The following is a 19841-nucleotide window of genomic DNA, read 5'->3' on the forward strand; positions in this document are numbered from 1 at the left end:
ACTACTTAAAGTAGTACGCCGGTTCGTAGCATGGCAGAATACCCACCCAACGTTTCATAATATGAAACAGCACGAACCGGCGCACCCACACGAAGTAAAAACTACACCCTAAAAATCAGTACCAATACACTGCACAATATACTCCTGCACCGCCTGAACGCTACACGGCATATCCTTCACGCGACGCTCAGCCTCAAGAATAGAGGCAAAACGTTCAGGAACCTCCGGCTCCGTACCAGTCGCCTCATAAATCGTTTCAGCAAACTTCACCGGCAACGCCGTCTCAAGGCACACAATCGGAGTAGGCACCTGCTCACGAAGCCCGCGAGCAACCTTCACACCGTCTGCCGTATGAGGGTCAAGCAGCACACCGTAGCGTTCATAACAATCACGAATCACCGCAATACGATCCTCATGAGTAGACTTCCCAGAAAGGAAACCATAACGGCCACTCACCTCAGAGAACGCCTCATCATCAGCAAGGCAGAAGCCGCCAGAAGCAACAGCCGTACCAAATAATTCCCCGACCCTTGCCGCGTCACGGCCCAACACGTCAAAGATGAAACGCTCAAAGTTTGATGCCCGAGAAATATCCATCGACGGGCTAGAGGTCTTATACGTATCAGCCGAAGAACGCACACGGTACTGCCCCGTACGGAAAAACTCGTCTAATACGTCATTCTCGTTGGTTGCAACGATAAGGCGGTCAATAGGTAGCCCCATCTGACGGGCAATATGACCGGCACAAATATCACCAAAATTACCGGTTGGTACACAGAACGAAACACGCTCAGTGTTCTGGTCGGTGAGGCGAATCCAACACGAAACGTAGTACACAATCTGAGCCAGAAGACGAGCCCAGTTAATCGAATTGACCGCACCAATACGGTACTTCTCTTTGAACGGTGCGTCAGCAGAAATTGCTTTGACAATATCCTGACAATCATCAAAAACACCATCGAGCGCAATATTAAAAATGTTCGGCTCATCAAGACCAAACATTTGAGCCTGCTGAAACTCTGTCATACGTCCAGCAGGAGTCAGCATAAAAACGTTAATGTTCTCACGCCCACGCATCGCATACTCGGCAGAAGAACCCGTATCCCCCGAGGTTGCGCCCACAATGCTCATGCGTTCGCCACGGCGTGCAAGCTCATATTCAAAAAGCTCACCCAAAAGTTGCATTGCCATATCTTTAAACGCCGCCGTTGGCCCCTGAGACAAATGCCCCAAGAAAATACCGTCTTCTAACGTGGAGACAGGAACAATCTGCTCATCAGAAAACTTAGGATACGTGTAGGCGCGGGCTGTGATAGCACGAAGATCCTTGGCAGGAATATCGTCCACAAACAGTAGAAGCACCTCAGCAGCAAGTGCCGCATACCCTTCAGCGTTAAGGACGGTACGCCAACGAGTCAAGGTGGCATCATCAAGCTGTGGGTATTCGGTGGGTAGGTAAAGCCCACCATCAGGTGCTAGCCCGCTAAGAAGAATATCGGTAAAACGGGCAGGAGTTCGAGTGGTATCTCGCGTCGATATGTACTGCATAATCTCAAGTCTAGGGGTTTTTATCAGGTTTATGGGTTCTCTTATCTCTATCAGTGAGATATTGCGTTGCATGTCGTGAGGTTACACGCCCTCACAAGAGATGCTAACCATGTGCAGTAGCAGAAGCGCCCGCTGAGGCAGTATCAGGCTGTGCCGTAGTATCTGTCATGCTGCTACTTGGCGTTGGAGAAGGCTGTTCAATCGGAGAAGAGTTCTGAGGATTCTCACGGTCATGAGCAACATTCTCTAACGCTCGCTGGTGAATCTTTTTAATCTGAGAAGACACCTGCTTAAGACGCTGATACACCGCCTCATAATACCCATTCTCAATATCATGAGTTTTCTGATCATAACTAATATCAGTACGGCATCGGGCGTCAGCTTGCGCAATATCTTTTTGTTGCTGCTCAGTACTAGAAGACGCTACATCTTCTGCAGCCTCTACCGTATGCAAATCAGCATACCCAGCTTTTTCCATGCACGCAGACCACTGTTCCACCAGTTTTTGATAGTCCTTATCCTGATGGACATCATCACGAATAGTCTGCGCAAAAGTAGGTGCTAATAAGGCAACATTCATGCCATCTTGAACAGTGCCATAAATATACTGGTAGCTTTGCGCCATGCACCCATCACGAGGAATATCCCCACTGTGATAATCCATAAAATCGGTGCTAACCGTACCATTTTGAGCGTCCCCAAAGAATGCTGCTTTACCAGCCGTATCATAGTGTGCTTGCGCTAATTCTTGTGAGCTTGGACGGTAGCCACGTTCGCTAATTTCTTGTGCGGTCAGTCCCCCAGCAAAAGATATTTTAAGTTGGTATTCTCGTGCTGGTTCTTCGTATACTCCGCCACGTGCTTGCACGCATCGTGCCGTAAATTTACGGCGTGCCTGTTCTGCTTCTTGAGGAGGGAAAATCCACTCTTTAAGTTCGTTGAGGTGTTCTTCTTGAGCTGGAGTATATTTCAGTTCTTCAAAATTTTGTGGTGGCGGTGTACAACCAGTTAAAACCGTTAGTACAATAGTAGACAGGATGATAAGGCTTCGTTGTGAAGTCTTAGGTTTTTGGGACACGCTCACTCACTCTCAAAAATTTTTACTATCTTAGTATAGTGACAAACTCATTCAGAAATATACTACTCACACCCATAGAAAGGGTGCTTTAGGCAATACTTATGCACAATACACCAGATTTTTCGTCCTCTCGTCGAGGTTTGTTCCGTATGGGCGCACTAGGCGGTGCTGTCGCTGGGGCAACTGTTCTCACAGCCCGCAGCGTTGCACCCGCACAAGCTGCACCTACGGCACACAACTTCCCTGAGAAGTTCATCTATCCGGCTATTGCAGGACCCTCCTTAGCGTTATGGGGTAGCTCCTCTATTGAGGGGGCACGAGCCACAGAAGGTGTTGTTGCCGGTTACGACGTGCGCCTGAGCACCCTACTCACCCGATACCTTCAAGTACCCGTCCTCAACTTTGGTCAAGGATCCGAAACCTCCACCAACATTCTGGCGCGTCGAGGTTCACCACAGTTCACCATGACACTCAAATTCCCTGAAGACCTCATCCCCGCAGAAGGTTCCGTCACCGTACAACAAACAGAATCTACCGCCATCGAATGGAATGACGCCTCCTACTACCCCGGCTATGTTCAAGACATCCCCGGCACACTACAAGCCATCAAAGGCGCACCCGGCTCATATACGTTCACACGCACCATCGCCGGAGAACCACGCTACGCACCCGCAACAGTAGCTAAAGCCTCAGTATTTTCCTCCTACCAGCAGATGATTTCTTATTCATCACACCACCTTGTGCAAATAGGACGCAACAACATCACCGAACTCGACCGCATCAAAGAACACACCCAACTCGCTGTTGATATGGCACCAGAACGCACCATCATTCTCGGGCATTTCGCGGTAGATGGAGACGGCCCCGACTCAGGGCGAGCCAAAGCAGTTCGCGCATACAACGAGTGGGGACGTCAAACCTACGGTAACGCATTCATCAACCCCCAAGAATACCTACGAGAAGTCACCCAACAACCATGGCTACGCTACGGCGACTTGAACGGCTCTGGGGTGTGGAACACCAAAGAAGACGCCGACGACTACCAACAAGGCAGACTCCCCCGCTCCCTCTACGCCACCGACGGTATTCACCTCAACGGCTGGGGCTATCTCGCATTAGCCCGACAAATTCAAGCTGTAGTCACCGAACTCAAATGGTTTAGCGCCTAAACCCCACATATTAAAAGTATGGTGTCTCTCATGTTCTAGAACATGAGAGACACCATACTTTCTACGAGCTTTCTATCGCCAGCACTTTACTCTTTATCATCCTCGTAACGAGGGAACACAGGAGAAGGCTTCGGCAACTGCGCACCAGCAACCAGCGCCTGATCAAAGAAACTAAAAGTACGCTCCGACTCAGCAACACCCAAAAGGTCAAGCATTTTAGACATCGACTCTGGCATCACCGGCTGAACCAACAACGCCACACGACGCAACGTCTCAGCAGTCACATACAAAACAGTGTTCATGCGTTGAGGGTCAGTCTTCTTCAACTTCCACGGCTCTTCAGCAGTGAAATAACGGTTACAATCAGCAACAACTTTCCAGATACTCTCCAACGCACGGTGGAAAGCCTGCTCCTCAAAATCAGCACGCACACTCTCATACAAAGCAGCAGCATCATCAAGCATCTTCTGGTCAGTATCCGAGAACTCACCAAATTCAGGAACACAACCGCCACAATTCTTTGCAATCATCGACAAAGAACGCTGCGCCAAGTTTCCTAAATCATTCGCCAAATCAGCGTTAATACGGTTCTTAATCGCCTCAGGAGAATACGAGCCGTCCTGACCGAAAGACACCTCACGCAACAAGAAGAAACGGAACGGGTCAAGACCAAACGTCTTCACCAAATCAGCTGGACCAACCACATTACCAACAGACTTCGACATTTTCTCACCATCAACGAGCAAGAACCCGTGCGCAAAGACACGCTGTGGTAGCTCAATACCAGCAGACCACAAGAAAGCAGGCCAATAAATAGCGTGGAAACGAGAAATGTCCTTACCAATCATGTGAACGTTAGCAGGCCAATACTTTGTGAACATCTCACTATCAACATCGGGGAAACCTACACCCGTCAAATAGTTGGTGAGAGCGTCAACCCACACATACATCACATGTCGATCATTACCGGGGACAGGAACACCCCAGTCAAAAGTTGTACGAGAAATAGAAAGATCGTTCAATCCCCCACGAATAAAGCTTGCTAGCTCATTACGACGAGTCTCAGGATAAATAAAACCTTCATTCTCATATAGTTCAAGCAAACGATCCTGATACTTAGACAAGCGGAAGAAATACGACTCTTCTTCCGTCCACTCCACCTCAGTGCCAGTCGTCTTCGCATAACGCTGACCGTCACGAAGCTCCGTCTCGTCCTCCGCATAATAGGCTTCATCACGCACAGAATACCAGCCAGCATATTTATCAAGATAAATATCGCCATTTGCTTCCATACGCTTCCAAATAGCCTGTGAAGCCTCATAATGGTCTGCGTCAGTAGTACGAATATAACGGTCATACGAAATGCCCATCATATCGTCCATCGCACGGAAACGAATAGCGTTCTGATCAGCAAGCTCTTTAGCGCTCATACCAAGCTTAGCTGCAGTAGTCTGCATCTTCTGACCGTGCTCATCAGTACCAGTCAAAAAACGGACGTCATAACCGTCAAGACGTTTAAAACGCGCCATGGCGTCAGTAGCAATATGTTCGTATGCGTGACCAATATGAGGGTCACCATTCGGGTAAGCAATAGCAGTGGTGATGTAATACGGGGTTGAACTCATACCCATTACTTTATATGGCGCTACAGATAAAACGGAACTTTTCACAGTCTTTATCCATAAATAGCCCATAATTCACATCAATATAAAACAGCACCAACACAAAGAAGGGGTGAACACCCAAAATGGTGCCCACCCCCTTCTACTGCTAACGCTTAGCTATTGTGCAAGGTTCACACACGCAGCACGTGAAGCATTCACAATATTCTTAATGCTATTGACCACTTCTGCACTAGGAGCAGAATCAAGCGCCAACACAGCCACCGCCTGATCACCCTTATCCCCACGAGAGACCTGCATACCAGCAATATTGATTGACGCCGTACCCAAAAGCGTACCCATCGCAGCAATCATGCCTGGGCGATCTTCATACTCAAGGATGAGCATATAATCCGTAATCGGAATCTCAAGGTCATAGCCACCAATATTTGTCAGCTTCTCAACAAGTTTAGGACCAGTAACCGTACCCGAAACTTTAACAGTGCTACCTGATGCAAGTACCGCCGAAAGAATCGTCTCATTACGGAAGTATTCTGTCTCCTCCGTAGTAGTAAGCTCCACCTCAATACCACGTTGTTGAGCAATCATCGGCGCATTCACATAAGACACCTTCTCCGAAACAACATCAGTGAAGACACCCTTCAACGCCGAAAGCTTCAACGAAGTCACATCTTTTGTAGCAATTTCTCCAGCAATCTTAACCTCAACATGAGTCATCGCCTCACCACTGCTAAGCGCCGTCACAATACGCCCAAGCTTCTCAGCCAAAGGCACACCTGGGCGCACATCCTTATCAATAGCGCCACCGGCAACGTTAACAGCGTCAGGCACAAGGTCACCTTCAAGCGCAAGACGCACCGAACGAGCCACCGACACACCAGCTTTTTCTTGAGCCTCAGCGGTAGACGCACCCAAATGCGGGGTACACACCACGTTCGGCAACTCAATAAACGGAACGTTCTTTGCAGGTTCTTTCACGAACACGTCAATAGCGGCACCAGCAATCTGACCAGAACGCAAGGCAGCATCTAACGCAGCCTCATCAATAAGCCCACCACGAGCAACGTTAATGACGTAGGCGGTGTTCTTCATCTTCTTAAAAGACTGCTCATTAATCATGCCCATAGTCTCTGGTGTACGTGGCATGTGAATCGTCAAAAAGTCAGCACGCTCTAATAGTTCATCTAGCTCAACCAGTTCAACACCCATTGTTGCTGCACGAGAAGAGGTCACAAATGGATCGTACGCGATTAATTCGGTGCCAAAACCTTTAAGACGTTCTGCAACCAGACTGCCGATACGTCCCAAACCAATAATGCCAATGGTCTTTTCGTAAAGTTCTACACCAGCATATTGCGAGCGCTTCCATTGGCCTTCTTTCATGGAGGCAGACGCTGGTGCGATGTTGCGTGCTAGTCCGAGGATGTGTCCGACGGTGAGTTCTGCGGCGGAGATGACGTTTGAGGTGGGTGCGTTGACGACCATTACGCCGGCGGCTGTTGCTGCTTTGATGTCGACGTTGTCGAGTCCTACTCCGGCGCGTGCAATCACTTTGAGGTGTTTTCCGGCGGCGATGGCTTCGGCGTCGACGTGGGTTGCTGAGCGGATGAGGATGGCGTCAACGTCGGCTAGTGCTTTGAGTAGTTCAGGGCGGTTGGTTCCATCGACGGTTCGGATGTTGAAGTCGGGGCCGAGTGCTTCGATGGTTGCTGGGGAGAGTTCTTCTGCGATGAGAACGACGGGTTTATGAGTCACGAAAATGTTCCTTAAGGGGTATTCAAGGCAGTCTTGAAGGGGCGGTACCGTTCACCCGATACGGCGGTAACGCTCATGGTATGTTGGTGAGCTTTTACGCTCATGTTTGTTGTGGAGGCGGTGCTGTCAGTTCACCCTGACGGCCAACAGCGCCGGTTAGTAGACTATCTTACCGTTGAGTTTCTTGATGGTGCTACTGTGTCTTAGCCGTTACGTGGGATGTTGCCAAGACCATGAGTAGAGCCGATGAGGGCGGTGGCTCTCATCGGCTCTACTTTTGGGGGTGTTTATGGTGTGTTAGCGTTGGGTGCTTCCGTCGGTGTAGTCGTCTTGGACTTTGTTCCATGAGAAGAGTTTGCGTAGTTCACGTCCGGTTGCTTCGATGGGGTGAGCTTCGCCTTTGGCGCGTAGTTCGAGGAATTCTTGTGCGCCGTTGGCTTGGTCGTCCATGAAGCGTTGTGCGAAGGTTCCGTTTTGGATGTCGTTGAGCACCGCTTTCATGTGTTCTTTGGTTTCTGGTGTGACGACGCGTGGGCCGGAGACGTAGTCGCCGTATTCTGCGGTGTCGGAGCAGGACCAGCGTTGTTTGGTGATTCCGCCTTCGTTGATGAGGTCAACGATGAGTTTGAGTTCGTGGCAGACCTCAAAGTAGGCGATTTCTGGTTGGTATCCGGCTTCGGTGAGGGTTTCAAAACCGTATTGGATCAGTTGTGATACGCCGCCGCAGAGTACTGCTTGTTCGCCGAAGAGGTCGGTTTCGGTTTCTTCGGTGAAGGTGGTTTCGATGACGCCTGCACGGGTTGCGCCGAGGCCTTTTGCGTAGGATAGTGCTAGTTCTTGGGCGGTTCCGGATGCGTTGACTTCAACGGCTACGAGTGCTGGTACGCCACGTCCGGTTTCGTATTCGCGGCGTACGGTGTGTCCGGGGCCTTTGGGCGCGACCATGGCGACGTCGACGCCTTGTGGTGCTTGGATGTAGCCGAATCGGATGTTGAATCCGTGTGCGAAGAAGAGTGCGTCGCCTTCTTCGAGGTTGGGTTCGATGTCTTGGGTGTAGACCTGTGCTTGTACTTGGTCTGGGGTGAGGATCATGATGACGTCTGCGTCTGCGGTTGCTTCTGCAACGGTCATGACGGTGAAGCCTTCTGCTTCTGCTTTGGCTCGTGATTTGGAGCCTTCTGCGAGTCCGATGCGTACGTCGACGCCGGAGTCGCGCAGGTTTTGTGCGTGTGCTTGGCCTTGGGAGCCGTAGCCGATGATGGCGACGGAGCGTCCTTGGATGATGGATAGGTCTGCGTCATCGTTGTAGAAGATTTTTGCTGCCATGAGAGGTGTTCTCCTTGGTGTTAGTGTGTGGTGACTGTTCTGGTGTTGAGCAGTCGTATCTAAAAACTTATGTCGGGGTGTGCCCCGTGGTGGTGAGCGGTTTAGCTTCTGAGGGCTTTTTCGCTCATGGAACGTGGCCCACGTGCGAGTCCGAGTGTTCCGGCTCGGATAATTTCTCGAATGCCGAAAGGTTCGAGTACGTCGAGTAGGGCACCGAGTTTTTCGGCGGATCCGGTTGCTTCAATGATGACGGACTCTGTAGAGACGTCAACCACTTGGGCGCGGAAGAGGTCTGCTGCTTGGGTGACTTGCAGACGTGTTTGCGCATCAGCTTTAACTTTGACCATGATGTGGTCTCGTTGCACTGAGGTTTCTGGTGTGAGTTCAACAATTTTGAGGACGTGAATGAGTTTATTGAGCTGTTTGGTCACTTGCTCTAATAGGTTTCCTTCGGCGTCTACCACAATGGTAATACGTGAGATGCCGGGAACTTCTGTATTACCAACGGCGAGGGACTCAATGTTGAACATTCTTCGGGCGAAGAGTCCGGAGACTCGTGCCAGCACGCCGGGTTTGTCTTCAACTAAGACGGAGAAAGTGTGGCGGCTCATGGCTTAGTCCTCTCTTTCAAAGATGGGTGAGGTGTCTTTGGCGATTTGGATGAGGTCGTTGGAGACTCCGGTGGGCACCATGGGCCAGACCATGGCGTCGGGGCTGACGGTAAAGTCTACGACGACGGGGCGGTCGTTGATGTCAAGCGCCTGTTGGATAGTTGCATCAACATCGGCGTCTGATTCGCAGCGTAGTCCGGCGCAACCGTAGGCTTCTGCTAGTTTGACGAAGTCTGGGATGCGTACGGTGCCGGCGCCTGTGTTGAGGTGGGTGTGCGAGTAGCGTCCGTCGTAGAAGAGGTTTTGCCATTGGCGCACCATGCCCAGTGAGGAGTTGTTGATAATAGCAACTTTGATGGGGATGTTGTTTTGTGCGCAGGTGGCTAGTTCTTGGTTGGTCATTTGGAAGCAACCGTCTCCGTCGATGGACCAGACGATTGCGTCGGGGTGTGCTACTTGTACGCCCATGGCGGCGGGCACGGAGTAGCCCATGGTGCCGAGGCCTGCCGAATTGATGAAGTGGCGGGGTTTTTCGTGTTTGAGGAAGTGGGCACTCCACATTTGGTGTTGCCCAACACCGGCAACGTAGTAGGCGTCGGGTCCGCTCAACGCTGATATGCGTTCGATGGCGTATTGGGGTGAGCCGAGTCCGTCGTCGGTGGTGGTGTATCCCAGTGGGTAGTTTTCTTTGAGGGCGTTGAGGGTTTGCCACCAGGGTTCTAGTGTGCTGAGTTCTGTTGCGTAGTCGGTTTCGAGGAGGCTGTTGAGTTCGGGTAGTACTTGTGCGAGGTCTCCTACGATGGGTACGTCTGCGTAACGAATTTTTGAGATTTCGGCGGGGTCGATGTCGATATGAATGACTTTCGCTTCGGGTGCGAAGGATGAGAGGACGCCGGTGACGCGGTCGTCGAAGCGCGCTCCGAGTGAGAGCAGTACGTCAGCTTTTTGGAGTGCGGTAACAGCTGGTACGGTGCCGTGCATACCGGGCATTCCGAGGTTTTGTGGGTCGGAGTCGGGGTATGCGCCGCGTGCGGTGAGTGTGGTGACGACGGGTGCATGGGTGTTTTTTGCAAGGCGTTGCAGTTCTTCTGGTGCGTTGGCGCGTACCATTCCCCCGCCGACGTAGAGTACGGGGCGTTGTGCTTGTGCGAGCAGTTTTGCTGCTTCACGGATTTGTTTGGAGTGTCCGCGGGTGACGGGTGTGTATCCGCGGATTTCGACGGTGGGTGGCCATGAGAAGTCCATCATGCCTTGTTGTGCGTCTTTGGTGATGTCTACGAGCACGGGGCCGGGGCGTCCGGTGGAGGCGATGTGGAAGGCGGTGGCGATACAGCGTGGGATTTCTTGGGGGTCACGGACCATGAAGCTGTGTTTGGTGATGGGCATGGTCATGCCGACGATGTCTGCTTCTTGGAAGGCGTCGGTGCCGATGACGGAGCTTGAGACTTGTCCGGTGATGGCGACGATGGGTACGGAGTCCATGTTTGCGTCGGCGATGGGTGTGAGGAGGTTGGTGGCTCCGGGGCCTGAGGTGGCGAGGCAGACTCCTACTTTTCCGGTGGATAGTGCGTATCCTTGGGCTGCGTGTCCTGCGCCTTGTTCGTGGCGTACGAGGATGTGGCGAATTTGGGTGGAGTCAAAGAGTGGGTCGTAGGTGGGGAGGATGGCTCCTCCGGGTAGGCCGAAGATGTCGGTTACGCCGAGTTTTTCGAGGCTGCGGATGATCGCTTGTGAACCGGTCATGCGTTCGGTGTGGGTTTCGGTTGCGGTGCTGTCGTTGTGTTTGCCAACGTTTTGAGCGAGTACAGCTGGTGTCATCGATGGACCCGTGGTCATTTTCTTTTGCCCTTTGACGTTTTAGTGGTGGTGATGCTTTTCATGGTCGTTGACGGGTGTGTCTGCCGATCATGTTCGTAGGAGGTTTTGGTGTTTTCCTGATACGAAAAAACCCTCCGCCTGAGTGGAGCGAAGGGTACGCATGCATGGAACACAACAAAGTTTTGCCTAGGCTAGCGCGCCCTATCTGACGACTAAAAGGCTAATAATGTGTTGTGAACTGCGTTGCATTTGCATAGCTATAATATTTGTCGTGATGGGCGGTAAAAGTCAAAGACATCTCATCATCCGACACGTTATTGTGAAGTCTTTCGTCTTTTTGGGCGGATTATGCGCTGTTTATGTCGTCTTTTAACGAGCGTGACCTTAATGTTAAATATGACGTGCAAAACATCAATAATGTTTTAATAGTCGCGTTAGAGGGGCGTTTACCCTAGACTGGGGTTCATGACCACACATACGCTTTCTAGCGAGTTCATTACGGCAGCTTTGCACCCAGTATTTGATGAGCAGATTATCAACTATGGTGCTTATAACCTTATTTTTGCTACAGGTCATGCGTTGTATCGCAATCCTGATATTGCTATTCAGCAGCAGGATTCTCAAGAGTATTTCATTATTGGGTATCGTGACACTCCGCGAGAGGTCATTGTGGCTCCCGTACTTTTGCCGCAGGCTTTACCGGCGGGGACTCCTACCTCTATTGATAATACAAACGCGATTCGTGCCTATAGTTTGAATGAAAATACTTTTGGTTTGGAGTCTACGACGGGTACGTCTTTTATTTTGACGATTCCTCAGAGTATTGAGATTGTTTTAGAGAATGGTTCGGGTGTATTAGAGCAGTCTAGTGATATTCATGATTTTCAGAGTTTTCTGAGTGAGTCGTGGCTTGAGGACTAATATTTTTTGATGCTTTCTGCGTGTTGATACACTCTACAGATGTAGAAAAGGGTGGTTACCGTTTTTGTTGGTAACCACCCTTTTTGTGTGGTGCGCCCCGTGGGACTTGAACCCACAACCCATTGATTAAGAGTCAATTGCTCTGCCAATTGAGCTAGAGGCGCATTCTCGTTGCCGAAGCAACGAATAAAAACTATACCTCGGTGAGGAGGAAGACGCAAATTTTCAGACAAGAGATATGCGGCACACCGCGCGCCGGGTGAGTCAGCGTTAAAGCATTGAGGGTCTGACTCATTCGAGTCAGACCCTCAATATTATATGGTGCGCCCCGTGGGACTTGAACCCACAACCCATTGATTAAGAGTCAATTGCTCTGCCAATTGAGCTAGAGGCGCATTCTCGTTGCCGAAGCAACGAGTAAACTATATCCGACATTATGAAGATATAGCAAACCCTACACTCTCAATGTTGCATAAAACACAGTTGATGGGGTTTACTTTTCTCGTTGAGCACGAGCAGCGTCAAGAAGTTCAGGGGTAACAATGTCAAGCACCGCAGTTGTTGGGCCAACAACTTGAGACACCTCGACAGGAGCTTCCCCTTCAGGTTGTACGGGTTCAATGTCTCCGGTGAAGTCGGCAAGCCCTACGGCGGCACGATGTTCTTCGTGAGCACCGTGAAGAACGATATCGTTACCTTCTTCTTCCGAGAGTTTACGTACAATATCGACGAGCATCTCACGAAATTCAGGGTTAGCTAATGCACCCAAGGAGGCGAGATTCTTATCAATTTTTTCAGCGCGTGCAAGCACGTCTCGTCCCTCGTCAGTAATATCTAAAAGATAGCTACGCCGATCATTGGCGTTGCGCACCCTATAAACATAGTGATGAGACTCTAGACGGGATAAAGTCTTTCCCATGGTTTGAGCTTGCACTCCAACAATGGAGGCGATACGAACTTGTGAAGTTTTTCCTTCACGAGCAATGACACCAAGAGCAGTAACTCCGGCGTGAGTTAATCCCAACTCACGCAGGCGGTTATTCCAGCTATGTTCAAGCATACGAGCGGACGTAGATAACAAACGATTAATTGACCAATTACCAATATCAGGCATGTATCCAGTATAGGTAAAGTCTTTACATATTTTGACGGAATCTATACTTTGGCAAGCAAAGAATAATCACATTCAGACCTCACACACAGCCCGTACACATAGTTTCATCAAGCAAACCTCAGGTTTTTAAGAACGCTCTCAGAACACCAAGAAAAACCGTAGAGCCTCAAGAGATGAGAACATCACACCTAAGCGTTTCACATATTGGACACAGGTTTGGTTTTAGTGACTCCACCACCCTAAACAATCACCCACGCGCACCTAGTGCAAAACATCTGCCACCCGATAAGATAGACCCCTAAACAACACCCACCCCCTATAAATAGTAGGAGCATTCAATCATGGCAGAACGCCTCGACATTGGAACACCAGCACCAGCATTCTCACTCAAAAACAGCAACGGAGAAACCGTCTCCTTAGAACAATTCTCCGGACAAAAAGTCGTACTCTATTTCTACCCCAAAGCAAATACTCCCGGCTGCACCAACCAAGCCTGCGACTTTCGTGACAACATCACCTCACTACAAAGCCACGGATACGTCGTACTCGGAGTATCCCCCGATTCCCCTCAAGCACTCCAGAACTTCACCCAAAAACAAGAACTCAACTTCGAACTCCTATCAGATGAGGACCACACTGTAGCGGAGTCTTATGGTGCATGGGGAGAGAAAAAGAACTATGGAAAAACCTATATTGGGCTTATTCGCAGCACCTTCGTCATCGACGAAAACGGAAACATCAGCCTCGCTCAATACAATGTGAGAGCTAAAGGACACGTTGCAAAACTACGCCGCGACCTCGGCATTGACCCAAGCTAACACACATTCCAGCGCCCTCATCTCAAAAATTCTGCATTATTTTCTCTGCCGATTTGCACAGCCAAAATATATCGTGTACTATTTCTAGAGTTCGCTCAGCTGAACATGCGCGAGTGGTGAAATTGGCAGACACGCAGGATTTAGGTTCCTGTGCCTTCGGGCGTGAGGGTTCAAGTCCCTCCTTGCGCACTGCATAACATCACAGAAAAGATAAAGCCCGGTATATACTGGGCTTTATCTATATCTACAGGGCAATACAGCTCTTTCGTCGACCTTACCGCTCACAAGGGAAGTGTGTTTCTGTGTCTTCTGGTCTCAACCGCCGCAAACTTTTCCGCTACGGGTCACTCTTTGCTGCCGCAACAGCATTCAGCGCCTGTTCTGCACAAGAGCACCAAGACACCACAACACCACACACCAACGACACAAGTACCTCCCCCACACCCACCAAACACCAGCCGGTCACTCTTCGATTCGCAAACGCAGCACCCACCTCATCATTAGATGTCGCCACCAGCGGAACACTTGAAACAGCACGCATCTCAGCACAAGTTCTTGAGCCCCTCCTCAGAGCAAACGTCGACACCGGATTACCCGAAGCATCCCTTGCAACCAAATGGGACGTATCCTCAGACAGACTCAGCTACACCTTCACCCTACGAAACAACGTCACATTCCACGACGGAACACCCTTCAACGCAGATGCCGTCCTCAAAAACTATCAACGATGGGTACACGCAGCAGCCGACACCACAGCATACTCCCACACCGATTACCTACAACTTTTCAGTGGAGTCACCGCACCAGACCAAAGAACACCGCTAGTCACAGACTGCAAAGCCGTCGACGAAAAAGTTATCTTCACACTTTCACGCCCCTCAACATCTTTTATTAAGGCACTCACCCAACCAGCATTTGGCATTGCCTCCCCCGCCTCACTCAATGACGAATACCATTTCAAAAAACTACCCGTAGGAACAGGCGCATACACCCTCAAAGAATGGGACGGGTCCACAGCAACCCTCGAAGCTTCCCCCACCTATTGGGGAACAGCACCTGTTATTGAACGGCTCATCATCAGCACCATCTCCGATTCTGATAAACGCTACTATGCTCTACGCAACGGAGACATCGACGCCTACGACCTCGTAGCCATCGACAACTATGTTCCGCTAGCACGCTCTGGCAACCTCATCCAACCACGAGACCCTTACGCCATCTGCTATATCAGCATTAACACGGATCACCCCGTCCTCAGCAAGGCGCTCATGCGTCAAGCCATAGCTCACGCCCTCGACCGCCACGAAGTGGTACGCAATAACTTTCCTCAAGGAACAAACGTCGCAAACGACTTTTTACCAGCGCTATTCATGATGAAAAATGATGACACACGCGCCTACTATAACTACGATAAAAACCGCGCCAAAGAACAACTCGAAGCAAGTGGATACAACGGCGAAGAACTCACCTTCTACTACCCCACAGGTGTTTCTTTAGCAACCATGGAATCTCCCGAAGCCATCTATGCCTCTTTAGCCGCAAATCTCGTCTCTATTGGTCTCAACATCAAACCAATGCCCGTCCCATGGAACGAAGGGTACCTCGACGTTATTAGTCAACACAGCACAGAACGTGCCCTAGCATTGACCGGGTTCGTAGGCTCCTACCGCGACCCAAACGCCTTTATCTCAAGGGTCCTAGCACCCACCTCAGAAATCGTGCATTCAGCCGAACACAGCGAAGCCACCTATATCGAAAACGGCGAATTAGAAATCCTCGAAGAACCAGCACCCGACAACCACAAACTCGACGCACCAACTGACGAACAACCCAAAGACGATACAGAAGCTCCAACAACAGAAAAAGACGACGCCCCTGCACCAGATAGCACTTCACTGGCAGAATTACCGCGAGAAAAAATAACCTATCCACAAATTCTCAGCGCGATGAGAGCAGCAGACCAAATCAACGACGTTGATAAACGCCGTATCGCATACCAAGCAATTAATCTGCACATCGCATTATTAATGCCTGCTATCCCTATCGCGTACCCTATTTCTTCGGTAGCTCTTGGCCCACGCGTCGATTATTATCCACTCAGTGCCACAGGCATCGCAAATTTTGCGTCGGCAAAGGCTCATTCCTAAAAATTATCGTGTCTTTTTCAGGTTGCAAGCAAAAGGGTTCACCGTTGAAGGCACCGAATAAGTTAGTCTAAAGCTCAGAGGTTTTTGTGCATCACCATATGCCTCAAAAATCTTTGTGGTAAGTCAAAGAAGACTTACCTCGTATTGACTTATCATCTCTTGGGAGTAATGACCGTGGCTACAACGGAATCGACTGACGTCGTACTCGTCGGTGGTGGCATTATGAGCGCAACCCTTGGTGTGTTGCTCAAAGAATTAGAGCCATCATGGAACATCATCATGTTTGAGCGTCTAGACCGCGTAGGTCAAGAATCTTCTAGCCCGTGGAATAATGCCGGCACCGGACATGCTGCACTATGCGAACTCAATTACGCACCAGCAGGTGCAGATGGTACCGTCTCTACCGCAAAAGCATTAGGCATTAACGAACAGTTTTACACTTCTCGACAACTATGGGCCTCACTCGTCACAGAAGGAAAACTCACAGACGCCTCCTTCATCAACTCTGTACCGCATATGTCCTTAGTCTTTGGTGAAGAACACAGCGCCTACCTCAAAGCACGTTTTGAGGCGTTCCGTCGCGAAAAGCTCTTTGAGAGAATGCAGTTCTCTACAGACCACCAAGAAATACACCAGTGGGCGCCACTGACCATGCAAGGACGTCATGCTGAACAAAGAGTAGCAGCAAACTGGTCCCCCGAAGGAACAGACGTCGATTTTGGGTACTTGACCGAACAGCTCACCGATTATCTCACCTCACAGGGAGTAAGCGTACGATACGGTCACCAAGTGACTCACCTTGCCCAAAACACTAACGGACAGTGGAAGATTACAGTCAAAAACCGTTTGAACTCCGAAGAACACCTTGTGGTTAATACTCGTTTTGTGTTCTTAGGTGCTGGCGGTGGAGCATTAAAACTCCTCCAAAAATCTGGTATCCCAGAAGGAAAAGGCTACGGAGGGTTCCCCGTATCTGGCCTATTCTTAAGAAACACCAACGAAGCCACCGCAACAGAACATTGCGCCAAAGTGTACGGTCAAGCTTCTGTCGGCGCCCCACCTATGTCGGTGCCGCACCTTGACACCCGCTATGTTCGCGGGCAACGTTCCCTACTCTTTGGGCCTTACGCCGGTTTTAGCACAAACTTTTTAAAACAAGGATCATTTTTAGATCTTCCGCTATCGGTACGCCCCGATAACCTCTACCCCATGATTCGTGCAGGGCTCGATAACCTCTCTCTCGTAAAATACCTTGTAGGGGAACTTGCAAAGAATCAGTCAAGCCGTATTGACGCGCTACACGAATATTATCCGTTAGCTCAAGCCGACGAATGGGAACTAATTCAAGCAGGTCAGCGTGTACAAGTCATGAAACGTGACAGCGCTAAAGGCGGCATCCTCCAATTTGGTACAGAACTCATTTCTGCTCACGATGGCTCTCTTGCTGCGCTTCTTGGCGCTTCCCCCGGTGCATCTACAGCTGTTCCTATCATGTTGAACCTACTGCAACAATGTTTCAAAGAACAGTTCCCAGCATGGGAGTCTCGTATCCGTGAACTGATTCCGGCTTTCGGCGTTCGACTCAACGAAACACCAGAACTTGCCGACGAAGTACTAGAACACACCTCAAAGGTTCTAGGACTCTCGTACTAACACCCACAAGATACAGACGATCCATGTATATCAGAGTAGAAGGCGTGCAAAGATTTTTTGCACGCCTTCTACTCTATTGCCACTTGTCATAACCCTTATCAACATAAAAATACAGTATCCCAGTATTTTTGAGGGAAGCTAACAGCTAAAGCCCAAGAGTTCTAGAAGCACACTGAACAAACATGTTAAGCTTACGTAGCAACTCATTCGCGTCGACTAGGAGTTCGGATGTCTTTAGAGGAACAAACAATCACTCGCGCTCAAGAAGCCCCCGCACCAGAAAAAGTTCATAAACGCTACACCATCAAAGAAGTCACCAAATTTAACTGGGGGTACGTCATCAAACGCGCCTTTAACAAATTTGGCACTGACGGTTGTACCGATATGGCAGCAGCGCTCACCTACCATGCAGTGCTCTCTATCTTCCCTGCTCTACTAGCAGTAGTTTCTCTCCTCGGTGTCTTCGGACGTGGACAAGAAACCACACACGCTATTATCGATTTCATCAGTGGTATCGCACCAGCAGAAGTTCTTTCTATCGTTGAAGGACCCATTTCACAGCTCACATCTTCTAGTGCAGCTGGTTTAGCTCTAATCACTGGTGTTGTCGGTGCGCTCTGGACAGCTTCCGGATATATCGGCGCTTTTGGACGTGCACTCAACAGGCTTTATGGCGTAGTTGAAGGCCGTCCCATCTGGAAACTCCGACCGCAAAATCTCTTAGTCACTACAATTCTCGTCTTCATGCTTGTTCTCATGCTCATGGTACTGCTCATGAGTGGTGGAGTCCTCACCTTCATATCAGATAGCGTCCCAGGGCTCGACCTCACCGCCTTTACCAGTGTATGGCTCTGGTTCCGTTGGCCTATTATCCTCTGCCTCGCCGTTGCACTCGTAGCATTGCTCTACCACGGCACGCCCAATATCAAACAACCCAAATTACGGCTCTTCTCTGCTGGTGCAACCTTCGCACTTGTCTCTATGGGACTTGCCGGTTTAGGCTTCTCATTCTACGTATCAAACTTCGGTAAATATAACGCCACCTATGGTCTAATCGGCGCTGTCATCGTCATGCTTTTATTCATCTGGATTATGAACAATGTACTACTTCTCGGTGCAGAAATTGACGCAGAAATTGAACGTATGCGCGAACTACGTGCCGGTATTTCGGCAGAAGAATTCGTTCAGCTTCGCCCACGCGATAATACTCAAGCCATCAAAATTATTGAGACAAAAGAGAAATTTATTGCTGAGGGGAAAGCGATTCGCCTATCCCAAAACGGTTTAGATTATCAGGCGCTCGCTCAAAAACTTGAGAAAGAGAAATCTTCACCTCAACAATAGGTGCTTATTTTCTGCCCTCGTACACCCTGATAGAGGGATGGGGTGTATGAGGGCAGAACGTTATCTTCCTCATTTTCTTTGGTCACCTATAGCGGTGCGCACTACAGTGGACTGGTGACTATTTTTCCTCCTCTTTCGTATCGGATATTCCCTGCTACACAAAACAGCCCAGAACATTCCCCTATCATCTTTTTACACGGCTTCGCCGCAACCGGAGAACAATTATGGGTGCGCACCGGATGGGTCAAACGGTTCACCGCTGAAGGGTATCCTTGCATCATCGTTGATTTGCCGTATCACAGCAATGAAGACCTCAAAAATCCAGACCCATCACTAACCTATACGGATGATATTCCATTATCTGAAGAACACGGATTCTTCGTATCAGCAGCTCACGCCGTGGCACAATTTATTGACGACCTCGACTCCCCTGCCCACCTTGTAGGGTTTAGCGCTGGTGCCCGTATCGCGTGGGAAGCTAGCTCCTACGCAGGTCATAACGTGCTCTCTACAAGTATCGGTGGGCTACCTCAGCACGATCATCTACCGCTCATCGCACAATATCTTTTAGGTTCCTTAGAGCAAGAAAATATTAATCCGACATTCCCCGCCGTCATCAATCATTCGCTCATACGAGAATCATCACTCAAACATTTTGCGTGTTTGCCGTTAGCTTTTGATTTTGACCCAACACTTTTACACCCGCTCTGCCCTATTCTGCTCGTGCGCGGCAGTGAAGATAGCGTAGCCGGTGATTATTCGTGGCTTACTGAGGCTCTGACCGAAGCTCACGTTCCCTATGAACAGCTCATCTTAGACGGACGTAACCACGTCAATGCTCTTACCAGCGGAGTCTTTAAAAAACGTGTGTTAGCGCTCGTTCAAGAAAGCGAAGAAGCCTTTATCATCTAGAGCAG

At 49.8% G+C, this 19841-nt stretch carries 15 protein-coding genes and 3 tRNA genes; 8 read left to right on the forward strand and 10 right to left on the reverse strand.

Going from position 1 to position 19841, the window contains the following annotated elements; all coding sequences use genetic code 11:
- Positions 1-108 precede the first annotated feature (108 nt).
- Positions 109-1548 carry a threonine synthase gene (gene thrC / locus ACN084_RS03955; protein ID WP_419105962.1) on the reverse strand — a complete coding sequence of 480 codons (1440 nt, stop codon included), beginning with the start codon at positions 1546-1548 and terminating at the stop codon, positions 109-111.
- 103 nt (positions 1549-1651) lie between these two features.
- On the reverse strand, positions 1652-2626 hold the full coding sequence (locus tag ACN084_RS03960) for a hypothetical protein (RefSeq protein ID WP_419105963.1): 975 nt from the start codon (positions 2624-2626) through the stop codon (positions 1652-1654).
- A 101-nt stretch (positions 2627-2727) separates the two neighbouring features.
- On the opposite strand from ACN084_RS03960, the gene ACN084_RS03965 reads away from it, so the two are divergent.
- Complete coding sequence (locus tag ACN084_RS03965) at positions 2728-3795, forward strand: hypothetical protein (RefSeq protein WP_419105964.1); 1068 nt, start codon at positions 2728-2730, stop codon at positions 3793-3795.
- An 86-nt stretch (positions 3796-3881) separates the two neighbouring features.
- Here the strand turns inward: ACN084_RS03965 and metG are convergent, their stop codons facing one another.
- The 5 genes from metG to ACN084_RS03990 form a co-directional block, all read right to left on the reverse strand.
- Positions 3882-5420, reverse strand: a complete 1539-nt coding sequence (metG, locus tag ACN084_RS03970) for a methionine--tRNA ligase (protein ID WP_419105965.1) — start codon at positions 5418-5420, stop codon at positions 3882-3884.
- Between the two features lie 156 nt (positions 5421-5576).
- Positions 5577-7172 (reverse strand): phosphoglycerate dehydrogenase, encoded by a 1596-nt coding sequence (gene serA / locus ACN084_RS03975; protein WP_419105966.1) that lies wholly within the window; start codon positions 7170-7172, stop codon positions 5577-5579.
- Between the two features lie 297 nt (positions 7173-7469).
- A complete protein-coding gene (gene ilvC, locus ACN084_RS03980) occupies positions 7470-8498 on the reverse strand; it encodes a ketol-acid reductoisomerase (RefSeq protein WP_419105967.1) in 1029 nt (342 codons plus the stop codon).
- Positions 8499-8599: 101 nt separating this feature from the next.
- Positions 8600-9109 (reverse strand): acetolactate synthase small subunit, encoded by a 510-nt coding sequence (ilvN, locus tag ACN084_RS03985; protein WP_419101439.1) that lies wholly within the window; start codon positions 9107-9109, stop codon positions 8600-8602.
- A gap of 3 nt (positions 9110-9112) precedes the next feature.
- Complete coding sequence (locus tag ACN084_RS03990) at positions 9113-10945, reverse strand: acetolactate synthase large subunit (RefSeq protein ID WP_419105968.1); 1833 nt, start codon at positions 10943-10945, stop codon at positions 9113-9115.
- Between the two features lie 447 nt (positions 10946-11392).
- Between ACN084_RS03990 and ACN084_RS03995 the strand changes: the two genes are divergently transcribed.
- Positions 11393-11848: a hypothetical protein gene (locus ACN084_RS03995; RefSeq protein ID WP_419101441.1), complete on the forward strand. Its 456-nt coding sequence runs from the start codon at positions 11393-11395 to the stop codon at positions 11846-11848.
- 88 nt (positions 11849-11936) lie between these two features.
- Here ACN084_RS03995 and ACN084_RS04000 read toward each other — a convergent pair.
- The 3 genes from ACN084_RS04000 to ACN084_RS04010 all read right to left on the reverse strand — a co-directional run bounded on the left by ACN084_RS04000 (position 11937) and on the right by ACN084_RS04010 (position 12962).
- Positions 11937-12012: transfer RNA gene (locus tag ACN084_RS04000), tRNA-Lys, on the reverse strand.
- A gap of 155 nt (positions 12013-12167) precedes the next feature.
- Positions 12168-12243: transfer RNA gene (locus ACN084_RS04005), tRNA-Lys, on the reverse strand.
- Positions 12244-12341: 98 nt separating this feature from the next.
- Positions 12342-12962 (reverse strand): MarR family winged helix-turn-helix transcriptional regulator, encoded by a 621-nt coding sequence (locus tag ACN084_RS04010; protein WP_419101442.1) that lies wholly within the window; start codon positions 12960-12962, stop codon positions 12342-12344.
- A 341-nt stretch (positions 12963-13303) separates the two neighbouring features.
- On the opposite strand from ACN084_RS04010, the gene bcp reads away from it, so the two are divergent.
- The 6 genes from bcp (at position 13304) to ACN084_RS04040 (ending at position 19836) form a co-directional block, all read left to right on the forward strand.
- Positions 13304-13780, forward strand: coding sequence for a thioredoxin-dependent thiol peroxidase (gene bcp / locus ACN084_RS04015; RefSeq protein ID WP_419101443.1), 477 nt, complete (start codon positions 13304-13306; stop codon positions 13778-13780).
- Between the two features lie 107 nt (positions 13781-13887).
- Positions 13888-13969: transfer RNA gene (locus ACN084_RS04020), tRNA-Leu, on the forward strand.
- 113 nt (positions 13970-14082) lie between these two features.
- The gene (locus ACN084_RS04025) at positions 14083-15927 is read left to right on the forward strand and encodes an ABC transporter substrate-binding protein (protein ID WP_419105969.1); all 1845 of its coding nucleotides are present in this window, start codon (positions 14083-14085) and stop codon (positions 15925-15927) included.
- Positions 15928-16086: 159 nt separating this feature from the next.
- Positions 16087-17580 (forward strand): malate:quinone oxidoreductase, encoded by a 1494-nt coding sequence (locus tag ACN084_RS04030; protein WP_419106035.1) that lies wholly within the window; start codon positions 16087-16089, stop codon positions 17578-17580.
- Between the two features lie 228 nt (positions 17581-17808).
- Positions 17809-18924, forward strand: a complete 1116-nt coding sequence (locus tag ACN084_RS04035; protein WP_419105970.1) for a YihY/virulence factor BrkB family protein — start codon at positions 17809-17811, stop codon at positions 18922-18924.
- Positions 18925-19038: 114 nt separating this feature from the next.
- A complete protein-coding gene (locus ACN084_RS04040) occupies positions 19039-19836 on the forward strand; it encodes an alpha/beta fold hydrolase (RefSeq protein WP_419105971.1) in 798 nt (265 codons plus the stop codon).
- Positions 19837-19841: the final 5 nt, after the last annotated feature.

This window comes from Rothia sp. P7208 (genome assembly GCF_048512915.1).
Lineage (GTDB): Bacteria > Actinomycetota > Actinomycetes > Actinomycetales > Micrococcaceae > Rothia.